Source organism: Jongsikchunia kroppenstedtii DSM 45133 (genome assembly GCF_000380485.1).
Classification (GTDB): Bacteria; Actinomycetota; Actinomycetes; order Mycobacteriales; family Mycobacteriaceae; genus Jongsikchunia; species Jongsikchunia kroppenstedtii.
The window spans coordinates 136,025-154,913 of record NZ_AQYG01000047.1; the positions used below are offsets into that span (position 1 = coordinate 136,025).

At 67.9% G+C, this 18,889-nt stretch carries 19 protein-coding genes; 6 read left to right on the forward strand and 13 right to left on the reverse strand.

All coding sequences use genetic code 11. The features are described 5' to 3' along the window. Positions 1-6: 6 nt before the first annotated feature. Both G341_RS0111635 and G341_RS0111640 read left to right on the forward strand, forming a co-directional pair. Positions 7-1,275 carry a hypothetical protein gene (locus G341_RS0111635; RefSeq protein ID WP_018179320.1) on the forward strand — a complete coding sequence of 423 codons (1,269 nt, stop codon included), beginning with the start codon at positions 7-9 and terminating at the stop codon, positions 1,273-1,275. 3 nt (positions 1,276-1,278) lie between these two features. Continuing rightward, positions 1,279-1,767, forward strand: a complete 489-nt coding sequence (locus tag G341_RS0111640) for a hypothetical protein (protein ID WP_018179321.1) — start codon at positions 1,279-1,281, stop codon at positions 1,765-1,767. A gap of 708 nt (positions 1,768-2,475) precedes the next feature. Here the strand turns inward: G341_RS0111640 and hisG are convergent. The 4 genes from hisG to metH all read right to left on the reverse strand — a co-directional run bounded on the left by hisG (position 2,476) and on the right by metH (position 8,042). Further along, a complete protein-coding gene (gene hisG / locus G341_RS0111645; protein ID WP_018179322.1) occupies positions 2,476-3,336 on the reverse strand; it encodes an ATP phosphoribosyltransferase in 861 nt (286 codons plus the stop codon). Between the two features lie 11 nt (positions 3,337-3,347). Continuing rightward, positions 3,348-3,611, reverse strand: a complete 264-nt coding sequence (locus G341_RS0111650; RefSeq protein WP_018179323.1) for a phosphoribosyl-ATP diphosphatase — start codon at positions 3,609-3,611, stop codon at positions 3,348-3,350. After that, positions 3,608-4,354, reverse strand: a complete 747-nt coding sequence (locus G341_RS21855) for an HAD family hydrolase (RefSeq protein ID WP_018179324.1) — start codon at positions 4,352-4,354, stop codon at positions 3,608-3,610. The genes G341_RS0111650 and G341_RS21855 overlap by 4 nt, the downstream gene beginning before the upstream one ends. 106 nt (positions 4,355-4,460) lie before the next feature. Next, a complete protein-coding gene (gene metH / locus G341_RS0111660; RefSeq protein WP_018179325.1) occupies positions 4,461-8,042 on the reverse strand; it encodes a methionine synthase in 3,582 nt (1,193 codons plus the stop codon). Between the two features lie 74 nt (positions 8,043-8,116). On the opposite strand from metH, the gene G341_RS0111665 reads away from it, so the two are divergent. Beyond that, a complete protein-coding gene (locus G341_RS0111665; protein ID WP_051092771.1) occupies positions 8,117-9,022 on the forward strand; it encodes a PAC2 family protein in 906 nt (301 codons plus the stop codon). 10 nt (positions 9,023-9,032) lie between these two features. Here the strand turns inward: G341_RS0111665 and G341_RS0111670 are convergent, their stop codons facing one another. From G341_RS0111670 to G341_RS0111695, 6 genes are all read right to left on the reverse strand, one after another. Then, on the reverse strand, positions 9,033-9,341 hold the full coding sequence (locus G341_RS0111670) for a hypothetical protein (RefSeq protein ID WP_018179327.1): 309 nt from the start codon (positions 9,339-9,341) through the stop codon (positions 9,033-9,035). A 9-nt stretch (positions 9,342-9,350) separates the two neighbouring features. Further along, positions 9,351-10,601, reverse strand: coding sequence for a cysteine--1-D-myo-inosityl 2-amino-2-deoxy-alpha-D-glucopyranoside ligase (mshC, locus tag G341_RS0111675; RefSeq protein ID WP_018179328.1), 1,251 nt, complete (start codon positions 10,599-10,601; stop codon positions 9,351-9,353). An 84-nt stretch (positions 10,602-10,685) separates the two neighbouring features. Continuing rightward, entirely contained in the window at positions 10,686-11,498 is an 813-nt protein-coding gene (locus tag G341_RS0111680; protein ID WP_018179329.1) for an SCO1664 family protein, read from the reverse strand. Further along, a complete protein-coding gene (locus tag G341_RS21860) occupies positions 11,491-12,105 on the reverse strand; it encodes a DUF3090 domain-containing protein (protein WP_018179330.1) in 615 nt (204 codons plus the stop codon). Before G341_RS21860 ends, G341_RS0111680 begins: the two co-directional genes overlap by 8 nt. A gap of 42 nt (positions 12,106-12,147) precedes the next feature. Then, the gene (locus G341_RS0111690; RefSeq protein WP_018179331.1) at positions 12,148-12,798 is read right to left on the reverse strand and encodes an MSMEG_4193 family putative phosphomutase; all 651 of its coding nucleotides are present in this window, start codon (positions 12,796-12,798) and stop codon (positions 12,148-12,150) included. Between the two features lie 50 nt (positions 12,799-12,848). Continuing rightward, complete coding sequence (locus G341_RS0111695) at positions 12,849-13,682, reverse strand: undecaprenyl-diphosphate phosphatase (RefSeq protein ID WP_026303569.1); 834 nt, start codon at positions 13,680-13,682, stop codon at positions 12,849-12,851. A gap of 167 nt (positions 13,683-13,849) precedes the next feature. On the opposite strand from G341_RS0111695, the gene G341_RS0111700 reads away from it, so the two are divergent. From G341_RS0111700 to G341_RS0111710, 3 genes are read left to right on the forward strand one after another with little or no spacing between them, the layout of a single operon-like run. Next, a complete protein-coding gene (locus G341_RS0111700) occupies positions 13,850-14,875 on the forward strand; it encodes a YncE family protein (RefSeq protein WP_043451397.1) in 1,026 nt (341 codons plus the stop codon). Positions 14,876-14,879: 4 nt separating this feature from the next. Then, the gene (locus tag G341_RS0111705; protein WP_018179334.1) at positions 14,880-15,152 is read left to right on the forward strand and encodes a DUF5703 family protein; all 273 of its coding nucleotides are present in this window, start codon (positions 14,880-14,882) and stop codon (positions 15,150-15,152) included. Further along, entirely contained in the window at positions 15,152-16,315 is a 1,164-nt protein-coding gene (locus G341_RS0111710; protein WP_018179335.1) for a quinone-dependent dihydroorotate dehydrogenase, read from the forward strand. The genes G341_RS0111705 and G341_RS0111710 overlap by 1 nt, the downstream gene beginning before the upstream one ends. On the opposite strand, the gene G341_RS24030 is transcribed toward G341_RS0111710, so the two are convergent. The 3 genes from G341_RS24030 to G341_RS0111725 are packed head-to-tail and all read right to left on the reverse strand — an operon-like array spanning position 16,316 to position 18,866. Then, complete coding sequence (locus tag G341_RS24030) at positions 16,316-16,654, reverse strand: DUF6285 domain-containing protein (RefSeq protein ID WP_018179336.1); 339 nt, start codon at positions 16,652-16,654, stop codon at positions 16,316-16,318. After that, entirely contained in the window at positions 16,651-17,625 is a 975-nt protein-coding gene (locus tag G341_RS0111720) for a phosphotransferase family protein (protein WP_018179337.1), read from the reverse strand. The genes G341_RS24030 and G341_RS0111720 overlap by 4 nt, the downstream gene beginning before the upstream one ends. Beyond that, positions 17,622-18,866, reverse strand: coding sequence for an acyl-CoA dehydrogenase family protein (locus tag G341_RS0111725; protein WP_018179338.1), 1,245 nt, complete (start codon positions 18,864-18,866; stop codon positions 17,622-17,624). Before G341_RS0111725 ends, G341_RS0111720 begins: the two co-directional genes overlap by 4 nt. Positions 18,867-18,889 lie beyond the last annotated feature (23 nt).

Below are 18,889 nucleotides of genomic sequence, written 5' to 3' on the forward strand. Positions count from 1 at the left end.
GCCGCCATGCCATCGATCACCGCGCACACCCGGCCCCGACTGTGGGCCACGGCATGGCTGACGGCGGTAGTAGTGCTCGTCGGTAGCGCCGTGGTGGTGCTCCGCCTCGAGCCGGCGCCGGGCCATGAGTACACGAAGTATCGGCCCCTCGCCGACTACGAGGTCGGCGTCGATCTCACGCGGCAACCGGTCCCCGGTTGGTCGACATCGGCGACCGCGCTCGGCCTCGGCACGCCGTACCTGTACGCCTTCGGCGCCTCGGCCGACATCACGGTATTCGGCACCGCCGACCGGATCGCCGCACTGGATACGGAATCGGGTCGTGAGAAATGGCGCCGCACGAGCCGTTTCGACAACTGCGAGGTGCGCGGCGACGTCGTCTGCCGGATCGGCGACGGCGGGTCCCGGCCGCCGCAGTACGTCTGGCTGAGCGCCCGAACCGGCGCGACCATCGCCCCGCCGCCGGCCGCGCCGCCGGCGTTCCGTATCGAGCGACGTCCGATGACCGATGCGTATGAACATCGATACCAGCAAGGGTTCAATCTGGCGGTCATCCGCAACGCCGATCGGCGGGTGCTGACGACCACCGTCGGCCACGGCGAGCCGATCGCTGCCGCCTATTCGGACGGATACGCCGTGCAGCCCCAAGCCGATCCCGCACGGGCATCAGCCGGAGTGGATACGTACGACGCATCCGGCAGGCCGGTGTCGCACCTGCCCGGATGGTCGTTGACCACCCGGTACGGGGCTACCAATGCCGCGGCCGGCTGCCCGACGGCAATCGTGTATCGCCCGGGCTCGATCGGCATTCTCGACCCGGACACGAGCCAGCTGTCGTGGACGGCGCCACTGGCGTTCACGACGAACGAGACCCTGGTTTCCAGCTGCGTGGGTCGGTTCCTCACGGTGCAGACCGCCGGCGGCGAGAAGCCCGCCCATACCCAGTCATTCGACCTGACCACCCGGCAACCGCTACCACCGCGATCGGATGGCGGCGGCATGATCGTCGCCTTCCACGACAACATGATCGTCGTGGAGAACTCGGAACGGCGCCTGGTGTCCCCCGCCGAGATGCTGCTGCAGTTCGACTATCGCGCGGTCGACCTGCTCACCGGGCAGTCGCGATGGTCGATGCCGGCGTGGTACCGGCGGTTCGCCGGTGAATCGGCTCCCGGGCTGGCGCGCGTCGGAGATCAGTTGTTCCGCAAGAACAATGACGCGAGCTACACGCACCTGAGCAACTCGGGCGGTGGCGGCAGGCAACCGACTCGCTGATCCGTGGCGACTACATCGCCGATCCGCCACCCGAGCCCACCGCCGCCAACCAGGGCGGGCCGGTCCTGTCCTGATCGGCACTCGTACAGGCCGCCGATCGACCGCCTGGGCCGAGACCACGGCGAGCACGACGATCAGGAACGGCAACTCGGTAATGGCGACGAACTGGCTGTCGGTGAAGTTGAAGAGCTGACTGACCAGCAGGTCAACCGCGAGCGCCGCGCCGAACGCCCAGATCGCGAGATCCCGTCGGCGGCTCCAGCACAGCGCTCCGACGACCGCCAGTATCGCCTCGGCGGTCCGGGTGATCGCTCCGGCGACCAGCGCCCCGTCATCGTGCCCCGGTCCGGCGCCATGTCCGGCAAGGACCGGCGCCGCGTCCGCCCAGAAAACGACCGCAACGACCATCCGGGAAAGAACGAAGAGCATCAGCACGCCGATGACCACACGGTCTCGTCGCAGCAGGCGGCCCAACCAGTGGACCACCGGTAGGCACCGCTGCCCAAAACCGTTGGACGGCTGTCGAATCGGTGCGACAGCCGCAAGCTGACGAATGGCATCGGCAACGGGATCGTCATCCCCGGTCAGCAGGGTGTCGACGTTGTCACGCTGCCGAGGGGTCAGGCCGTCGGACAGCCCGGCAGCGGCGATACTCGCGGCAGCCGAGCGCCGGGCGGCCGGAGTTCGCTGGCGCGCGGAGCGGACGGTCGCGACCAACAGCGCCAGCACGACGAAGAGCGCGTAGATGATGGCTGCCGCCGGCCGGAAGAAGTAGTTGTTCGTCTGCGTGACGAATTTGCCGACCTCATCCACGAACAGGCCGAGGCCGACGCCACCCACCACCGCGGCGACGCGGTGCGACCGATTGCCGACGAACGCCAGAGCGCCGAGCAGGCCGGCAAGCAGCAGCAGACCACCCCAAAGTGCGTGCGCGATATGCAGCGATCCACTGCCGACCTGTGGGTATCCGGTGGCGGCCAGATAAGCCCGCGTGATCAGCACGGTGCCGAGACCCGCTGCCACCATCCACTGCAGGTGACCGGCCGCCGCCGGGTCGCGCGGCCAATCGGCGGGCGACACACGGCGGCCACCCGCCCGGCTCAGTCGGTCATAAGGATTGCTCATGATCGACAGCGTGCCACGGGAAGAGCCGCTGCGGATCCGGGAAATCCCGGACAATCCGCCGTCAACAGATCAGGGTCAGAAGCGGCAGCTGCGGATATCCATCGCGAAGATCGCCTTGGCACCGAGTCTGGAGAGCTCATCCATCAGCCGCTGGTGCTCGCTGCGCAGCACCATGGCGCGGATCGCCACCCATTTCTCGTCGGCCAGCGACATGATCGTCGGCGACTCCAGCCCGGGCGTCAAAGCGCTTGCCGCGTCGATCAATTCGCGCGGGCAGTCGTAGTCGAGCATCACGTACTGCTGACCGCGCACGACACCCTGCATGCGCGCGATCAGGCCCCGCGCCTCGGCGCTCAGATCGACCGACTCGCCACGGGAATCGGCGCGCGACACCAGCACCCCCTCGGACTTGCAGAGCACGTCGCCGAACGCGGCGAGTCCGTGCTGGCGCAGTGTCCGGCCCGAACCGACGACGTCGGCGATGGCGTCGGCTAGGCCGAGCTGGATGGAGATTTCGACGGCGCCGTCGAGACGGATGATCTCCGCCTCGATGCCGCGCGCGGCCAGATCATTGAGCACGAGATTCGGGTACGACGTCGCGATCCGCTTATCGGCGAGATCCTCGACGGCCCAGGCCTGGTCGGCGGGGCCGGCGTAGCGGAAGGTGGACGCTCCGAAGCCCAGTGCGAGCTGTTCGGCGACCGGTGCGCCGGAATCCATCGCCAGGTCGCGGCCGGTGATGCCGAGGTCGAGTTCACCCGACCCGACGTAGATCGCGATGTCCTTGGGGCGCAGGAAGAAGAACTCGACACCGTTGGCGGTGTCGAGGACCGTCAGATCCTTGGCGTCGGCACGACGGCGGTATCCCGCCTCCCGCAGCACCTCCTGCGCGGACTCGGACAGCGAACCCTTGTTGGGAACGGCGACACGCAACATCTATTCAGTCCTCACAGGTAGCGGTAGACGTCGGACAGCGTCAGGCCCCGCTTGATCAGCAGCACCTGCAGCCAATAGAGCAGCTGCGACACTTCCTCGCCGAGCGACTCGTCCGACTCGTGCTCGGCGGCGAGCCACACCTCGCCCGCCTCTTCGATGATCTTCTTGCCGAGCGTATGGATGCCCGAATCCAGCGCGGCGACCGTGCCGCTGCCTTCGGGACGGGTCTCGGCCTTGTCGGTCAGCTCGGCGAAGAGCTCCTCGAACGTTTTCACGACTGACCAGTCTCCCATGCCTGGGCGGGGACCATCTCGGCTGCCCAGGCAGAGCCGATCTCCGCCGCCGTCAAGCTCGCGACACCATCGCGGAAGGTCCGCAGATTTCCGGGCCGGACCCCGCCGTCACGGCCGGACACCACCAGCGTCGGGCAGCCCGCCGCCGTCGCCGCCGCGACCCCGGTCGGCGAGTCCTCGATGGCCAGGGCCCTCGACGGCTCCAGGCCGACCAGCTCGGCCGCGCGCAGGTAGATATCGGGTTCGGGCTTGCCCTCCGGCACCTCGTCGCCGCAGACGGTCGTGGTGAATCGATCGAGTCCGATCACCCGCAGCGCGACGTCGGCCAGTTCACGTTCGGTGTTGGTGACCAGGAGCATCGGGATACCCAGTGCACCAATACGATCGAGCGTCTCCTCGGCGCCCGGACACCACGGGATGCCGGCGGCGAACTGTTCGGCCATCGCATCGTGCAGCCACCGCGCGTCACCGTCGCGATCCTGCTGGTCGACCGGGATGCCCGCGGCTGCATATACCTTGCGCAGCGCATTCGGCAGGGAGTTGCCCATCGTCGACTCGCGCAGTTCAGGCGTCATCGTCGTGCCGATGCGCGCGGTCCAGCGCTCCAGCGCGATATCCCACAGTGGTTCGGTGTCGACCAGCGTGCCGTCCATGTCCCAGAAGATCGCCCCGGGCAGACTCGTCGCTCCGGCCCCGGCGGCGCGGACAGTTCGCTTCGGTTGCACGGCCTACATCCTGTCGAACCGACGCCGACAGCACCAATTACTTAGTTTCGCGTGGTGCCTCAGCATCAGCTACTGACGACGCGGCCGGGCCGACCGTCGACCTCCGTCAGACGTTGAAGTACTTGGCCTCGGGGTGATGCAGCACGAACGCGTCGGTCGACTGCTCGGGATGCAGCTGCAACTCCTCGCTCAATGTCACGCCGATGCGTTCGGGCTCGAGCAGCTCGATCATCTTGGCGCGGTCTTCGAGGTCCGGGCAGGCGCCGTAACCGAATGAATAGCGCGCACCGCGGTACTTCAGATCGAAGAAGTCTTGTGCCGACTCCGGGTCCTCGTCCGACATCGCCCAATCCCCGGTATCACTGCCGCCGAACCGCAATTCGGATCGCACTCGCTGGTGCCAGTACTCGGCGAACGCCTCGGTGAGCTGCACGCCGATGCCGTGCACCTCCAAGTAGTCCCGGTATGAGTCGTCGGCGAACAGCTTGTTGGCGAAGTCGGCGATCGGCTGCCCCATCGTGACCAACTGGAACGGCAGCACGTCGACCTGCCCGGACTCGATCGCGTCCGCACGCGACCGGATGAAGTCCGCGATGCACAGGAACCGCGACCGCTGCTGGCGCGGGAACTCGAACGAGAACCGCACCGGTGCATCGGGTTTCGGCTCGGTGAGCACATGGACGACGTCGCCCTCACTGACCGCCGGGAAGTATCCGTAGACCACGGCGGCATGATCCAGGATGCCCTCGGTCTTGAGCCGATCGATCCAGTACCGCAGCCGCGGGCGGCCCTCGGACTCGACCAGCTCGTCGTAGTCGGGGCCGTCACCGCCGCGAGTGCCGCGCAGTCCCCATTGGCCGAGGAACAGCGCCCGCTCGTCGAGCAGACCCTGGTACTCCGAGACAGCCACGCCCTTGACGATGCGCGAACCCCAGAACGGCGGCGTCGGCAGGGGCACGTCGACCGCCACATCGGACCGCTCGGGCACCACGACGGGCTCCTGCTCGGCCTTGCGCTTTTCGGCGATGCGACGCGAACGTTCGTGCCGTGCTTTGCGTTCGGCGGCCTTCTCGCGGGCCGCGATGGCCTCCGGGCTATCCGGGTCGGGCCCCTCGCCGCGCTTGAGACTCATGATGTCGTCCATCAGGCGCAGGCCCTCGAACGCGTCGCGCGCGTAATGCACGTCGCCCTGGTACGTCTCCGACAGGTCGTTCTCGACATAGGCACGGGTCAGCGCCGCCCCGCCGAGCAGCACCGGATAGCGATCCAGCCCCCGGGAGTTCATCTCCTCGAGGTTCTCCTTCATCACCACCGTCGACTTGACCAGCAGCCCGGACATGCCGATGACATCGACCTTCTTGTCTTCGGCGACCTCGAGGATCGTCGAAATCGGTTGCTTGATACCGATATTGACGACCTCGTAGCCGTTGTTGGACAGGATGATGTCGACCAGGTTCTTGCCGATGTCGTGGACATCGCCCTTGACCGTGGCCAGCACGATGCGGCCCTTGCCGGCTTCGTCGGTGGCATCCATATGCGGTTCCAGGTGCGCCACAGCGGCTTTCATCACCTCGGCCGACTGCAGCACGAACGGCAGCTGCATCTGACCGGAGCCGAACAGCTCGCCGACCGTCTTCATGCCGGACAGCAGGGTCTCGTTGATGATCGCCAGCGGCGGCTTCTCGGTCATCGCCGCGTTGAGGTCTTCCTCCAGACCGCCCCGCTCGCCGTCGACGATGCGGCGTTCGAGCCGCTCGAACAGCGGCAGCTTGGCCAGCTCCTGGGCGCGCGACTCGCGTGCCGAGGCGGCCGACACCCCTTCGAAGAGCTCCATCAGCCGCTGGAGCGGGTCATAGCCCTCGCGACGGCGGTCGTACACCAGATCGAGCGCGACCTCGCGCTGCTCGTCCGGGATCCGGGCGATCGGCAGGATCTTCGACGCGTGCACGATCGCGGTGTCCATGCCGGCCTGCACGCACTCGTGTAGGAACACCGAGTTGAGCACCTGCCGCGCGGCAGGGTTCAGGCCGAACGAGATGTTCGACACACCAAGGGTGAAATGGATGTCCGGATGGGCCGCCTTGAGCTGACGAATCGCCTCGATCGTCTCGATGCCGTCGCGGCGCACCTCCTCCTGACCGGTGGAGATCGGGAAGGTGAGGGCATCGATGATGATGTCCTCTTCCGCGAGCCCCCAGTTCTCGGTGATGTCGGTGATCAGCCGCTCGGCGATGCGCACCTTCCACTCGGCGGTACGGGCCTGGCCCTCCTCATCGATGGTCAACGCGACGACCGCCGCGCCGTGCCGCTTGACCAGCCGCATGATCCTCTGGAACCGCGAATCCGGACCGTCACCGTCCTCGTAGTTCACCGAGTTGACCGCGCAGCGGCCGCCCAGGTGTTCCAGGCCTGCCTGCAGCACAGCGGGTTCGGTGGAGTCGAGCATGATCGGCAGCGTCGATGCGGTCGCGAACCGGCTCGCCAGCGCGGCCATGTCGTAAGCGCCGTCGCGGCCGACGTAGTCGACGTTGAGATCGAGCATGTGCGCGCCATCGCGGGTCTGCTCCTTGGCGATGTCGAGGCACTTCTGGTAGTCCTCGGCGATCATCGCCTCACGAAATGCCTTGGAGCCGTTCGAGTTCGTCCGCTCCCCGATCACCAGGAAGCTGGCCTCCTGGTCGAAGGGGACCGCCGAGTACAGCGAGCCGATCTCCGAAACATGTTCCGGCGAACGCGATTTCTTGGTGACCTCGCGAACCGCAGCCGCGGTCTGCCGGATGTGTTCGGGCGTCGAGCCGCAGCAGCCGCCGACGAATGACAGGCCGAACTCCTGGACGAAGCCGGCAAGCGCTGACGCCATGCCCTCCGGCTCGAGTGGGTACACCGCCCCGTTCGGCCCGAGGACCGGCAGACCGGCGTTCGGCATCACCGACACCGGGATCCGAGCGTGCTTGGACAGGTAGCGCAGGTGCTCGCTCATCTCATCCGGACCGGTTGAGCAGTTGAGCCCGATCATGTCGACGCCGAGCGGCTCCAGCGCGGTCAACGCTGCGCCGATCTCCGACCCCAGCAGCATGGTGCCGGTGGTCTCGACCGAGACATGCGTGATGATCGGGATCGCCCGGCCGAGCTTCTCCATCGCCGCCCGGCTGCCGAGCACCGCCGCCTTGACCTGCAACAAATCCTGGCTGGTCTCAATGAGAATCGCATCTGCGCCGCCGTCGAGCATGCCTTCGGCGCATTCCTGATATGCGTCCCGGATCACATCGAAAGTGGTGTGACCCAGCGTGGGCAGCTTGGTGCCTGGCCCGATCGAGCCGAGAACGAACCGCGGAATGCCATCGGCGCCAGGGCCCATCTCGTCCGCGACCTCACGCGCCAACTCGGTGCCGCGCAGCGACAGTTGGCGAATCCGGTCGGCGATGTCGTAGTCGCCGAGGTTCGACAGGTTGCAGCCGAAGGTGTTGGTCTCCACCGCGTCGGCACCGGCCTCGAAATAGGCGCGGTGGATGTTGCGCAGCACGTCCGGCCGCGTGACGTTGAGAATCTCGTTGCAGCCCTCCAGATTGTTGAAATCGTCCAACGTCAGATCGGCTGCCTGCAACATCGTGCCCATCGCGCCGTCGCCGATCAGGACGCGCTCGGTCAGCGCATCGAAGAACCGCGAGTCGTAACGGGGAGATGCCATGGTCACCAGGGTAGTTGTCGGCCGCGCGGCGGAGAAAGCGGCCGGTGGTCGACCGAGAGCACTACCCTGAAATCGTGGATGGAACCGATCGCGAAGACGCTGGAAGCACCGACTCTCAGACACCCCAGCCGGTGCTGCGGGAACCGGTGCTGATCGCGGCTTTCGAGGGGTGGAACGACGCCGCCGATGCCGCTTCCACCGCGGTCGAGCATCTGGCGTTGATCTGGGACGCGCAGCCGCTGGCGGCGATCGATTCCGACGACTACTACGACTACCAGGTGAATCGGCCGTCGGTGAAGCAGATCGACGGCATCACGCGGCGCATCGACTGGCCCACGAGCGCCTTCTCCTACTGCCGCCCGCCGGGCTCGGATCGCGATGTGATCCTGCTGCGCGGCATCGAGCCGAACCTGCGCTGGCGCTCGTTCTGCGACGAAATCCTGCAACTGGCAATGCGATTCGAGGTGCAGACGGTGGTGACGCTGGGCGCTTTGCTGGCCGACACCGCACATACCCGCCCGGTGCCGGTCACCGGATCGGCGTACAGCGCCGAATCGGCGGCCAAGTACAAGGTGAACGAGAGCCGGTACGAGGGTCCGACCGGGATCACCGGCGTCCTGCAGGACGCCTGCGTCCAGGCCGGCATTCCGGCGGTCTCGTTCTGGGCCGCCGTTCCCCACTACGTGACCGCTGCGCCCAATCCGAAGGCGACCGCGGCGCTGTTGGCACAGGTCGAGGAGGTGCTCGACGTCGAGGTGCCGGTCGGCGAGCTGAGCGCGGCTGCCGAGGAGTGGGAGCGAACGGTCACCGAGATGACGTCCGAGGACGAAGAAATGGCCGACTACGTGCGCGGACTCGAAGAGCGCGGGGACGCCGAGGACAACGTCGAGGACACGATGCGCAAGATCGACGGCGACGCGCTGGCCGCCGATTTCGAGCGCTATCTGCGGCGACGCGGCGGGTCGGAAGGACCGGGCTGAATGGCCCGGGTCAGCTGATCCGCTCGATCGACACGACCGGCGTGGTGATCCGCCAGGTACGCACGTCCGGATCGTCGGCCGCACGCACCCAGAACTGCGCCGACTCCCCGACCCGGCACGACTTCACGCCGAGCAGCGGAATGTCCTCGGAGTCGCGCCGCAGCTCGCTCACCGCCCAGTTCTCGTCCTCGCTGCTGCCCACGCCCGGCGCACGCAACAGCGTCATCTCATCGAAGTCGAGCAGATAGGTCGAGGTGCGGGTGACGACCGTCCACACGCCCTCGGCGGTGTCGACGTCGATCTCCTGGGTGCTGGCCACGGGCAGATCCTACTGGGAAGTCGGGATCCGGACGCCCAGCAACGCGTCGACCGTGGCGGCGATCTGTCCTGGCGCCTCGGCGTCATGACCGATCCCCCGCGTCGCGTCAGCCGCCCAGGCGTCGATCGCGACCAACGCCTTCGGCGTATCCAGGTCGTCGGCGAGGTGCTGACGCACCCGCTCGATCGTCGGCGCCGCGTCCGGCCCGGCGGGCACCGCGGTCGCAGTCGCCCAGCGCGACAGCCGATTTCGAGCGTCGTCGAGAACCTGATCGGACCAGGTCCGATCGGTGCGGTAGTGGTCGGCGATCAGGCCCAGCCGGACGGCCGCGGGGTCGACGCCCTGGTCGCGCAGCTTGTGCACGAACACCAGGTTGCCCAGGCTCTTGGACATCTTCTCGCCGTTCAGCCCGATCATCCCGGTGTGCACGTAGTGGTTGGCGAATCGGCGCACGCCGGTCAGCGCCTCGCCGTGAGCCGCCGAGAACTCGTGATGCGGGAAGATCAGGTCGCTGCCGCCGCCCTGAACGTCGAAACCCGCGCCGATGCGGTTCAGCGCGATCGCGGCGCACTCGATATGCCAGCCCGGACGCCCCGATCCGAACGGCGCGTCCCAGGAGGGCTCGCCCGGCCGGGCCGCGCGCCACAGCAGCGCGTCGAGGGGGTTGCGCTTGCCCGGCCGCTGCGGATCGCCGCCACGCTCGGCGAAGAACGTCGCCATCGTCTCCGCGTCGTATCCCGATTCATAGCCGAACTGCTTGGTCGCGTCGATCCGGTAATAGACGTCCCGGTACTCGTCGTACTCGAGCTGATACGCCGCGCCCGATGTCAGCAGCTTCTCGACGACCTCGATGACCTCGTCCACCGACTCGACCGCGCCGATGTAGTCGCGCGGCGGTAGGACGCCCAGCGCCGACATGTCGTCGCGGAACAACTCGATCTCGCGGTTGCCCAAATCCACCCAGTCGACGCCGTCGCGTTCGGCCCGCTCGAACAGCGGATCGTCGACGTCGGTGATGTTCTGCACGTAGTGCACGTCGTGGCCGAGATCCCGCCACACCCGGTTGATCAGGTCGAACGTCACGTAGGTGGCCGCATGGCCGAGGTGCGCGGCGTCATAGGGGGTGATGCCGCAGACGTACATCGTCGCGGTGCTCCCCGGACTCACGGGAACCACCTGTCGGTCGGCGGTGTCGAACAGCCGCAGCTGCGGTCCGGTTCCGGGCAATGCGACGGGCTCCGGCGTGTTCCACGACTTCATGCCCTCACCTTAGGAGTCTCCTCTGAGGCGTCCGATTCGGGGCAGCCCCGATCCGCACTGCGCCTGGACCGATCCGCGCTCGCCCTAGAACGGCGGCCACGGGATCGGTCGAGGGCGATGCGGCGTAGGAAACACCGGATGGTCCAACAGCTTTCGCAGCCGTTCAGCCAGCGCATCGATCTCGTGGGCGGTGATCAGGTCCGAGAGCTCGTCCGCCAGCTCGCCCGCCAGCGCCCCGCTGACCTTCTCGACGGCAAGCAGCTCGTCGTCCACCAGCTCTTGGTCCGCCCAGCCCCACAGGACGGTCCGCAGCTTGTCCTCGCTGTGCAGGCAGATGCCGTGATCGACGCCGAACAGCTCACCACCCGGCCCGGTGAGGATGTGGCCGCCCTTGCGGTCGGCGTTGTTGATCACCAGGTCCAGCAGCGCCAGCCGGCGCAGCGCCGGGTCGTCAGAGTGGACCAGGACCAGCGGCCCGCCGTCCGGACCACGCGCCGACAGCACCGGCATCCAGCCGTCCGGCACCGCATCGGGTGCACAGAGATCGACCGGCTCGAGCCGATGATCGTCGGCCTCGGTCGTGTCCGGCTCCACCCACAGCTGCGCCATGCCGGGCCCGTAGGGGCCGTCCCGCATGACGGTCGGCGGGATCAACTGCAGCCCCATCGCCTCGCTGATCAGGTACGACCCCACCTCGCGACCCGCCAGCGTGCCATCCGGGAAGTCCCACAGGGGCTGCTCACCGCGGACCGGCTTGTAGACGCAGCGCGCGGCCTGGCCGTCGAGCTCGACGTCGCAGAGCAGCGTCGCGTTGCTCGCCTCGCGGATCTGACCGAGCGGTTCCAACGTGCCGCCGGTCAATAGCTCCATCGCCGCCGGACGCAGCAGCTCAGTCATTCTCGTCGTCGGGGTCATCGGGATCGATCGGCGTCGACAGCTCGCCGGTGATGCCGCCCCGCCGATAGCCGTTGGTCCGCACACACATATGGCCGGCCGCGTCCAGCGGCTCCCCGCAGAGCGGGCACGGCTCCCGGCCGGCCGAGATCACCTTCGCGGCCCGGTTGGCGAATTCGCGGGCGGCCTCCGGACTCAGGAATACCCGCACCGCGTCGGGGCCCTCGTCGGTGTCGTCGAGTACCACCGACTCGTCGAACTCGCCCTCGGTGATCGCCAGCAGCTCCACCACGACCGCGCGGGACTCCGCATCCCAACCCAGGCCCATCGTGCCGACGCGGAACTCGGTGTCGACCGGCATGACCAGCGGATTCAGATCGACCACCTCATCAGACGCCGGCGGCACCGGGGTTCCGAATCGGCGATGCACCTCGTCGAGCAGCGCGCCGACACGGTCGGCGAGGATCTGCACCTGCTGCTTCTCCAACAAAACACTGACCACCCGTGTCTGATGCACGGCCTGCAGATAGAACGTGCGGTCGCCGGGCTGCCCGACCGTGCCGGCGACGAACCGGTCCGGGCTACGGAAGACGTGTATCGCGCGCGCCATGCAATCTCCCTCGATCGTGCGGACCCCGACATCTGACACCCATTATTCGCGACTCCCGCCGACCGTCTCAGGTGGCTTGGCCGGGATTCCCGGCAATGCGGCGCAGTTCACGCCGTGCACGTACGGACGATCCGCCGAATACCGGACCACACTGATCGACGCCGGGTCGGCCACGATCCGCTGAAACCCGTCCAGATGCGTGCCGAGCGCGTCGGCCAGGACCGCCTTGATCACGTCGCCGTGCGTGCAGGCGACCCACGCCTTGCCGTCGGCGCCGTGCACCGCGTCGAGCTCGCGGATCGCCGCCACCGCACGCGCCTGCACCTGGGCCAACCCCTCGCCGCCGGGAAACACCGCGGCCGACGGTTGCCGCTGCACGACCTTCCACAGCGGTTCCTTGACGAGATCCTTGATCTCGCGGCCGGACCAGTCGCCGTAGTCGACCTCGATCAGCCGATCGTCGACGATGTCCGGCAGGCCGCGGGCGGCCAGCAGCGGCGCGACCGTCTCCGCGCAACGCTGCAGCGGCGATCGGACCACCGCGGTCAGGTCGGCGATCCCGGCCAGCCGTTCGACCAGTTCCTGCGCCTGCCCGACTCCCTTCTCGTCGAGTCCGACTCCGGGGGTACGCCCGGCCAGCGTTCCGGCGGTGTTGGACGTCGAGCGCCCATGCCGCACCAGCAATACGGTCACCGAACGAGGTTAACCGTCAATCACCGGCGCGGCCTACGCGCGAAGCGAACTCAGGTGGCGCTGATGACGCCGCCGGCGAGCAGTCCGAGGACGATCGCACCGACGATGATCCGGTAGCCGACGAACCAGTTGAGCGAGTGTTTGGAGACGAATCCGAGCAGCCAGGCGATCGCGGCGTAGCCGACGATGAAGGCGATCACGGTCGCCACGATCAGCTGCGGGCCGCTGGCGTTCATGCCGTCGTCGGCCGGTTTGAACGCGTCCGGCAGGCTGTACAGGCCCGACGCCAGCACCGCCGGAATCGCCAGCAGGAACGAGAATCGCACGGCCGCAGCGCGTTCCATGCCCAGGAAGAGGCCCGCGCTGGAGGTGGCGCCCGACCGGGACACACCCGGAATGAGCGCCAGGCACTGCGCCAACCCCATCGTGATGCCGGTCTTGGCGTCGAGCTGCTCGATCGTGCGCTGTTTGGTGCCGAATCGTTCGGCGGCCACGATCACGAACGAGAAGACGATGAGCATGGTCGCTACCAGCCACAGGTTCCGGGCCCCGGTGCGGATCTCATCTTTGAGCAGGTAGCCGATGATCAGGATCGGGATGGTCGCGATGATCACGTACCAGCCGATCCGATAGTCGAGATCGCCGCGGCGCTCCGGGTGCCGGACACCGAGGAACCAGCCGCGCACGATCCGCACGATGTCACTCCAGAAGTAGACGAGCACCGCGGCCTCGGTACCCAGCTGGGTGACGGCGGTGAACGAGGCGCCGGCGTCGCCGGAGAACCAGATCTCCGACACGATCCGCAAGTGGCCGGACGAGCTGATCGGCAGGAACTCGGTGAGTCCCTGCACGAGCCCGAGCACGATCGTCTGCAACCAGCTCATCGAATCCGTCGTCGTTGTCGCCAGGGACGCCACTTCCACCACGAGGCGAGATCGTACGGCCTCGCGTCCGAATCGCCCGAACTCGGACGCGCCGACCGTCTCGGATTCCGGCTTCGCGCAGGGGCCGGATTCGGGTGACGGCGGTGCCGCCCGGCAAGATGGGGGGCATGAAATCGGTGCGGCGGACAGCAGGAGCGGTTGCGACGGGTGCCGTGGTCGTGATGCTGGCCGTCGGATGTTCGAGCAGCAAGAGCAGCTCGGTCGCCACCACGGAGCCCGCCACCCCGGCCTCTGCGACCGCGGTGAGCCAGCCGCCGGCCGGCATCGTCGTTCCGTCGGGACCGATCAAGCAGGTCGTCGCGTTGCCGGTTCCTGGACAGGCGGCAACGTTGTCGACCGACGGCCGCAGCCTCGTGATTACGACTTTCCACAATCCTGCCGAGCGTCGGCCTCTGGTAGGCACACCGCCGACAACACACACCATCTCCCTCCCCGCATCGGCCGCAGCCGTCGCGGCCGGGCCCACCGGCCTGTTGGCGGCGGTACCCGACGCGGTCCTCACCATCGATCCCGGAACCGGCGCGATCGCCCGGCGCGAGATCTCCGCGCCGGACCCGCTGTCGATCACCGCGGTCGACGGCGACACGACGGCCGTGGGGACGGCCGACGGCAAGGTGCTGCTCGTGCATCGTTCCGGCGACGTCGACACGATCAGCGGCCTGGTGCGGGTGGATTCGCTTGCCGCCCACGATGGTCGGCTCGTCGCCCTGGACCGCGCGCAGTCGGCGATCGCCGAGGTCGACCTGTCCAAGAAGGAGTTCGAGGGCCGCCAGCGGGCCGGCAACGGCGCCGCGAACGTGATCGCCGACCGCTACGGCCGATTCCTCATCACCAATCCGCGGGACGGACAGCTGATCAGCTTCTACGGCGATCCGCCGGTCGAGCGCTTCGCGTTCCCCGTCCCGAATGGTCCCTACGGCGTCGCCTATGACGACAACCGCAACGTGGCCTGGGTGGCCGAGTCCGGCGCGAATACCGTCACCGGTTATGAACTGGCAAGCGGGATGCCGATCCAGACCAAGCAATCGCCGACCGTGCGGCAACCGGATTCGATCGCGGTCGACGCCGCGGGCGGAACACTATTCATCGGCTCGGCCGCCGGCGACGGCCTGCAAGCAATAGCGCTGGGGTGACGGCATGGCCAGACGCGTTCGCAAGCCCGGCTTTCCGCTCGAGTGGGAACACCACTCCGAGTCGGACCGCTACGAATACGTTCCGCTGCGCCTGCCCCCTGACGTCACCCGGGTGACCGCCTCGCTGCGGCTGTCGATCCAGGCCGAATTCGGCGGCTGGGAACTGACCCGCGTACGGCTCTACGCCGACGGCACCCGAAAGGTCCTGTTGCGCAGGCCCAAACGTAAGCACGACATCTCCGACCCCGACAACTACGACCCCGGACTGATCGCCTGATGACCGAACAAGCCCCCGCTACCGCCGTCGGCACGGCGCCCCGGCGCACCGCCGCCGACGCCGCCATCGCGGCGTTCAACCGAGGTCTCTATCCTCTACTCCGCACCGTGATGTTCCTGGTCTCGCCGGAGCGGATCCACCACCTGGTATTCGCCGCCTTCCGCTTCCTCGGCCGGTTCCGGATCCTCCGGTCGATCGCCGGCCGCCTGTTTGCGGTCAACGACCCGGTGCTGCGCACCACGGCCTTCGGCGTCGAGTTCCCGGCGCCGCTGGGACTCGCGGCCGGCTTCGATAAGAACGGCGAGGCCATCGACGCCTGGGGCGCACTGGGGTTCGGTTACGCCGAGATCGGCACGGTCACGGCATCCGCACAGCCGGGCAACCCGCAGCCGCGGCTGTTCCGCCTGTCGGCCGACCGGGCCCTGATCAATCGGATGGGTTTCAACAACCATGGCGCCGGCGAGGCGGCCGGTCGGCTTCGGGTGCGCAAGGCGACCGGGACCGCCGTGCCGATCGGCGCCAACATCGGCAAGACCAAGGTCGTGGAACCACAGGACGCCGCCGAGGACTACCGGGCGAGCGCCCGACTTCTGGGTCCCCTTGCCGATTTCGTCGTCGTCAATGTCAGTTCGCCGAATACCCCCGGACTGCGCGACCTGCAGGCGGTCGATTCGCTGCGACCGATCCTGTCCGCCGTGCTGGAGGCCGTCGACGACAAGCCGGTACTGGTGAAGATCGCGCCGGATCTGGCTGACGCCGACGTGGACGCGGTCGCCGATCTCGCGGTCGAGCTGGGGCTGGCCGGCATCGTCTGCACCAACACGACCATCCGCCGCGACGGCCTGCAGTCGGATCCGTCGGTCGTCGCCGAGACCGGTGGACTGTCGGGGCCGCCCGTCGCCGCACGTTCGCTGGAGGTGCTGCGCCGCCTGTATGCCCGTGTCGGCGACCGGCTGACGCTGGTATCGGTCGGCGGCATCGAGACCGCCGACCAGGCGTGGGAACGCGTCTGCGCCGGCGCCTCGCTGCTGCAGGGTTACACCGGCTTCATCTACGGCGGACCGTTCTGGACCACCCAGATTCATCGCGGCCTCGCGGCCCGCGCCCGTGCCGCCGGGTTCGCCAGCATCGCCGACGCGGTCGGCAGTGCGGCCACGCGCTGACTATTCGTTCTGATACCCCGGATGGACGATCGCCAGCCGATAGTCGACGATATCCCGCAGCGCTGCAACGACTTCGGCATCGCGATCATCGAGCTCGCCGCGCCGGATCGCTTCGGCGAACGCCGCCTCGTCGGCGAATCCCAGGCCGGCGAGCCGCGTCTGCGTCCGATCCGGCGCATCGGCCAGCAGTTCGCGTTCGACCATGCGCAGCACGCCCACCGCGACCCGGTTGTGGAATTTGACCGCGCCCGTCGTCGCCTCCGCGACCTCTGTTTCCAGAAATTCCGCCACGGCCGCAACGAGTTCGGCGGCGGTGGGCTGCCCGGCCAGTTCGCTCATGACGCCTCCTCGATCAACGTCAGCAGATCGTGCTCGGTCTCGGCCGCGCGCCGCCCGATGGCCGCGAGCTCGACCGACCGCTCCCGACCGCTCAGATGCCGATGGGCCTGATAGCAGCAGATGATTCCCCACCGCAGCGTTGATTGCACGATCCACCACCGCAGTACATCGCGGTCGATGGTCACCCCCGCGGCTTCTTCGTAGTCGGCGACGAAGTCCTCGACGCTCCCGAGGCCGCCGGCCCCCTGCGACCGCGGACGCCCGAATCGCCATGCCCGGATGCAGAACCAGGCCAGGTCTTCGTAGCGGTCGCCGCGATGGACGAGTTCCCAGTCCAGGACGGCGGTCAACCGCGGTACGCCGGTATCGATGATCACGTTGCCCATTCGGAAGTCGCCGTGCACCAACACCTCTGGTGTGGCATCTGGGCGGCGTGCGGCGAGCCAGCGGTGTACCCATTCGAACGTGGCGTTGCGCACGCCCATCGCTTCGAGCTGTGGATACCAATCCGCGAGCGGATCCATGACCGCCAGGTCCAGTCCGGCGGGATCCGACCGGTGAATCGCGGCGACCGCGGCAGCGCACTGCCGCAACAGCTCTCGCCCGCCCGTCGCATCGACGGCGCGCAGGATCCGCGGCGCCAGGCTCTCCCCCGGCACATAGTCGCAAATCAGGTAGGGATCGCCCAGCGCCGACGCCGACTCGTCGGCCACCACGATGGCCGGCACCGGGGTGCCCGCGGCCGCGGCCCGGGAGATCGCGGCGGCCTCCAGTGCCATTCCCGAGTGCTGCTCGTCTGCCGGTCCCATACGCAGGATCAGGCGTCGCACACCGGCCGCGGTCTGTGCGGCGAACGCCCAGGTCGTTCGACTGGCTCCGCCGGTGACGGCCTGCAGATCGAGTGTCTCGACCGGGCCGAGTTCGGGCTCCAGCACGGCCGGCAGCGCCGCCGACAGCTCGTCGGGCGTCACGACGGCTGCTTGCCGAATCGCAGCATCCGCTGGGCCACCCGGCGGATCTGAATCTCCTCCGCCCCCTCGGTGATCCGATAGCGGCGATGGTGTCGGTAGATGTGCTCGAACGGTTCGTGCCGGCTGTATCCGATGCCGCCGTGGATCTGCATGGCCCGGTCGGCGGCGTCGCAGACCAACCGGTTGGCCCGGTAGTTCGCCATCGACACCTTGTCCGAGACCTGCATGTGGTGATCGCGGTCCAGGTGCCAGGCCGCGAAATACACCAGCAGGCGCACCATCGCGGCCTCGGTCTGCAATTCCGCCAACGGCCATTGCACCGCCTGATTGATCGCCAGCGGCTTCCCGAACACGTGCCGCTCGCCCGCATAGGCCGCGGCACGGTCGATGCAGTACTGCGCCGCACCCAGGCTGCTGGCCGCCTGCCGAATCCGATTCTCGTGCAAGAAGGTCTGCCCGACGGCCAGGCCGTCGTCGAGGTCGCCGAGAATCGCCGACGACGGCACCCGCACGTCGTGCAGCTCGACCTCGCCGTGGTCGGTCGGCATGTTGAAGGTCCACCAGTAGTAGGGAATCTCGAATCCCGGGCTGTCGATGGGTACCAGGAACGCGCTGATCCCCCGTGCCTGGCCGGGCTCGCCGGAGGTGCGGGCGAAGATCAGATCATGCGAGGCCCGATGCACGCCGGTGTTGAATCGCTTGGCCCCGTTGATGATCCAGTCGTCACCGTCGCGCGCTGCAGCGGTCTCCAGCCAGGTCGCGTCGGAGCCGTGGTCGGGTTCGGTGAGGCCGAACGCCAGCCCCTTCTCGCCGCGCAGCATCGGTTCGATGAACTCCGCCTTCTGCTCGGCGGTGCCGAACCGGTCGAGCATGATCACCTGAGGAAAGTTGCCGACGATCGACGATTCGTCCTGCAGGTCGTTGTGCAGGCCCAACCCCTTGTGCGCCAGGTGCTCCCGGATGACGGCCATGTCGATATTCGTGCCGTCACGGCCGCCATAGGCGGCGGGCAGACCATAGCGCAGCCAACCCGCGCGATCGGCGCGCCGACGCATCTCGCCGAGGAGTTCCTCCCACTCGGCACGCGGCACGCCGCCGTTCTCCCAGTCGGTGCGCGCATGTTCGCGCCGATGGTCGAAATACTGCTCGTGCTCCGCCTGCAGCGGCGCGATCTCCGCGTCGATGAAGGCGTCCATCTCGGCGAGCAGCTCCGGAAGATGCTCGGGTAGAGAGAAATCCACTGGTGTCGTCCTTCCTGAATATC

What these genes read in the sequence shown, in the direction of transcription:
- G341_RS0111710 (WP_018179335.1), top strand. Translation starts at nt 15,152, where the DNA reads ATGACCGAACAAGCCCCCGCTACCGCCGTCGGCACGGCGCCCCGGCGC.
- hisG (WP_018179322.1), bottom strand. Translation starts at nt 3,336, where the DNA reads ATGTTGCGTGTCGCCGTTCCCAACAAGGGTTCGCTGTCCGAGTCCGCG.
- G341_RS0111635 (WP_018179320.1), top strand. Translation starts at nt 7, where the DNA reads ATGCCATCGATCACCGCGCACACCCGGCCCCGACTGTGGGCCACGGCA.
- G341_RS24030 (WP_018179336.1), bottom strand. Translation starts at nt 16,654, where the DNA reads ATGAGCGAACTGGCCGGGCAGCCCACCGCCGCCGAACTCGTTGCGGCC.
- G341_RS0111700 (WP_043451397.1), top strand. Translation starts at nt 13,850, where the DNA reads ATGAAATCGGTGCGGCGGACAGCAGGAGCGGTTGCGACGGGTGCCGTG.
- metH (WP_018179325.1), bottom strand. Translation starts at nt 8,042, where the DNA reads ATGGCATCTCCCCGTTACGACTCGCGGTTCTTCGATGCGCTGACCGAG.
- G341_RS0111705 (WP_018179334.1), top strand. Translation starts at nt 14,880, where the DNA reads ATGGCCAGACGCGTTCGCAAGCCCGGCTTTCCGCTCGAGTGGGAACAC.
- G341_RS0111680 (WP_018179329.1), bottom strand. Translation starts at nt 11,498, where the DNA reads ATGACTGAGCTGCTGCGTCCGGCGGCGATGGAGCTATTGACCGGCGGC.
- mshC (WP_018179328.1), bottom strand. Translation starts at nt 10,601, where the DNA reads ATGAAGTCGTGGAACACGCCGGAGCCCGTCGCATTGCCCGGAACCGGA.
- G341_RS0111695 (WP_026303569.1), bottom strand. Translation starts at nt 13,682, where the DNA reads ATGAGCTGGTTGCAGACGATCGTGCTCGGGCTCGTGCAGGGACTCACC.
- G341_RS21860 (WP_018179330.1), bottom strand. Translation starts at nt 12,105, where the DNA reads ATGGCGCGCGCGATACACGTCTTCCGTAGCCCGGACCGGTTCGTCGCC.